At 28.4% G+C, this 3,183-nt stretch carries 4 protein-coding genes; all 4 read left to right on the top strand.

Annotated features, from left to right (window positions below; all coding sequences use genetic code 11):
* Positions 1 to 206, top strand: a 206-nt coding sequence (rhuM, locus tag QZZ11_RS09280; protein WP_292475599.1) for a RhuM family protein, incomplete at its 5' end; no start/stop codon positions are given.
* 153 nt (positions 207 to 359) lie between these two features.
* Complete coding sequence (locus tag QZZ11_RS09275; protein ID WP_292475596.1) at positions 360 to 869, top strand: DUF4365 domain-containing protein; 510 nt, start codon at positions 360 to 362, stop codon at positions 867 to 869.
* Positions 866 to 2,008, top strand: coding sequence for a hypothetical protein (locus tag QZZ11_RS09270; RefSeq protein WP_292475593.1), 1,143 nt, complete (start codon positions 866 to 868; stop codon positions 2,006 to 2,008). The genes QZZ11_RS09275 and QZZ11_RS09270 overlap by 4 nt, the downstream gene beginning before the upstream one ends.
* A 64-nt stretch (positions 2,009 to 2,072) precedes the next feature.
* Complete coding sequence (locus QZZ11_RS09265) at positions 2,073 to 3,161, top strand: hypothetical protein (protein WP_292475591.1); 1,089 nt, start codon at positions 2,073 to 2,075, stop codon at positions 3,159 to 3,161.
* The last annotated feature ends 22 nt before the right edge of the window (positions 3,162 to 3,183 follow it).

Genomic DNA, 3,183 nt, shown 5'->3' with positions numbered 1-3,183 from the left:
TGAGTGATTATGTAGAGCAGCTTGACCGCACAATAAAATCTGTTGGCGAAGAAGTTCTGGAAGGTGCCGGTAAAATCAGCCACAAAAAAGCCATGGAAAAGGCTGAAGGTGAATATAGAAAGTATCAGGTAAAGACTCTTTCTTCCGCAGAAAAAGCGTATATTGAAACTCTTAAAGAATTGAAGAGAATTGAAGGGAAAAAGTAAGTAGAGTTTGAACCAACTAAAACTTCACATTTTTTAACAATGTGCTTTATAATAGAATCAAAAAAATAGGAAATTATCAGAAAATCGGCTTTCATTACTGCAAAAGTAGATAAATAAAACGATTGAGAACATAAAAACAGAGAGATAAATTATATGTTTAAAACAAATAAAAAGGAAGAATTCAGTATAGCATATGTATGTGCTTTAGCTGCTCAATTAGGATTTAACCATTCAAAACTAGAAGTAGATGATGAAAGTGTCGATATTGAATTTATAGGAAATTATCCTAAATCAGATCCGACTATAAAAACCTGGAATCCTCATTTAGAAGTGCAACTGAAATGTACAAAAAACGGTCCTCAACCCGATCATTATTTACATTTTTCTTTACCAATAAAGAATTATAATGATTTGAGAGAAGTAAGGAGAAGTAGTCCAGCATATTTAATTGTATTACATGTACCTGACAGTGAGGATGATTGGATTATTGAAAACACTACTGATATTACCTTGAAGTATAATGCTTATTGGTTTTCACTTAAAAATTACCCCGCTACAACTAACACAACAACTGTAACTGTGAAAATTCCAGTTGCAAATCGATTAACAAAAGATTCATTTAAAAATCTCATGGATAATTCAAGCAAGGGGATTGCCTTATGAGTTTACGCTTTGACAGGTTTTGTCTAAATTATACATTTTCATCCTTTTCTAGATATTTACTTAAGCTTAATTGGGAAAAGGCAAATGATTTAAATGAGTATTATAACGTTTGGCATAGTCCAATTGTAGATGGAAAACAAGAAGAGTTAGTTGTTCCAATAACTAGAGAAGTATTCAGATTAGAACGGAATTTAGATACTATCATAAAAATATTAATGAGTTTTTATAATAAAAAAGAATATCAAATATTAGATGATTTCGAGAATTCAGTAAAAGATCAAGTAAAATTCCGAGTTAAGAGCGAAATGACAGAAGATGGCTATATTCCTCTCGTTGAAGGTGTCCAGCTTCTTGAAAATACAAAAGAAATGTTAATTGCTTCTTTTCTCTCTGTAAATAATAAAAGAAAGAACTTTACTGGTCCACATCCTGAAACTGTCGATGAAGTTATTAACAATATTAAAATGGGGCAAACAGAGGAAGGAAGTTTTATAATAAATATTTATTTACCAAATGATTATTATGAAGACGGACAGCCTTCTCTTCTTGAAGAAGAATCTGATTCATTTACAAGAAAAGCCCTAACAATTATGGAGCAAGCATCAACCGAGCTGATTAGTAAAGCTGAAACATATGAAGAACAAAATAATGATTTGTCAGTTTTTGATGATTCATATTTACTTGGGGTTAGTTCAAATTTATGTTCAGCAATATCAGAAATTAGCTCTAACGGTAAAAATGATGTTGAAATTGAAATAATATTAAATAATAAAATTGATGACAAAGAGGATGTTCGGAGAATAGAAATAAGAAAAGAATTAATTCCAATTATTGATACTGTAAGAGAATATTATAAACAAGATTTAACTACAGAGGATTATGTTCTTATTGGACATGTTACGAAATTACATCAAGAAGTTGATGAATCGGAAGGGGATATTACTCTAACTTGTTTAATTGATGGAAAGTTAAAAAAGGTAAAATTAGAATTAAATGAAACATTTTATACTATTGCTCAAGAAGCTCATAGAAATAAAAGTTATCTTAGATGTGTTGGCACATTAAAAATTTCCGGTAGAGTTACTACATTAACCAATATCGAAGATGTTTTAATAATTTCAGACGATGAGATAGAATGATTTATCAACAAGAATTACGGTTGATGTTTGCTATTACAAATAATAAAAATAAAAGGTTTCAAAAATGAAAATATTTACATTTGACAGTCGTGATAATTTTTCTTGGAATGTGATAAAGGATTATTTTTCTCTTGATAATAAACAGATGCACAATGAAATTAAAACTGCATTTGAAGATTTAATAGCCATTCTAACGAAAAATAAAATCAATTATGAAGAATTAAGAAGTATATTAACTCCTTCACAAGATAAGCAAGAAATTTGTTTTATCTATGATAGCTTAAAAACAATAAATTCAGCATGTTATGGTTATGAAATACTACAAGGCTTACTTCCAGAATTATTAGAATGCGAAAATTTAAGTGTTTTCTATGGTGATATAATAACAAATGGCAGAGAATCCAATATTCAGATAAAACACTTTTTACAAGAAAAACTTCCTGAATTTGATTTCAGTAATTTCCAACTATCAAATCAGTATTTTGTTGTATATGTTAATAACCTAAGCAAAAATGACTTAGTTCGTATAAATTTAGCTCAAGAAAAATGTCCAAGTTATGTTGGATATATTGATATGACATTCCCTAATTATTTAAGAGATATTCTTTCAGTTTGTATTGGAGTAGGATTCATTAAAATAAATAATAAAATTTGTATACCAACACCAGAAGACGATTTAACTAATCCTCAAGGGTATGTTTGTTGTACATTTGATGAAAACAAATACACTCTTATTGGAATTGATGATTTATTATTTGATAGCTTCTTATCTTATAAGATTCAAAGATCTTTTTATAAACATGATGAAACAGATCAATTATTTGGATTAGCTGCAGTTTGTGATACTCCTGATATTCTTTCAGGATATACAATTACTCTTGCCAATGAAAAATTTAAATATATAACAGAGAAAAAAGGTGGTAGTTTAAAAATAACTGGATTAGATGAATTAAGTAAGGATGATTTCATTAAAGTAATTAACTATCTAATTAATACAAATTATATCTTTGATATCGAGTTAAACGAACAATTTAATTGTCTAAAATTTGCGACAATGATTGCTGTAAAGAACGGAGATTTTTGCCGTAATTATAAGGTTGTTTTTGAAGTAATTAGGGATAAAAAAGAATTGCGAATAATTACGTTTTATTAGGATATTTTATAAATTGTAATCC

It is taken from the genome of Methanosphaera sp. (assembly GCF_016282985.1).
In the GTDB taxonomy this organism is placed as follows: domain Archaea; phylum Methanobacteriota; class Methanobacteria; order Methanobacteriales; family Methanobacteriaceae; genus Methanosphaera.
Note: the sequence above shows the minus strand (reverse complement) of the source record. Positions and strands in the feature narration are given on the sequence as shown.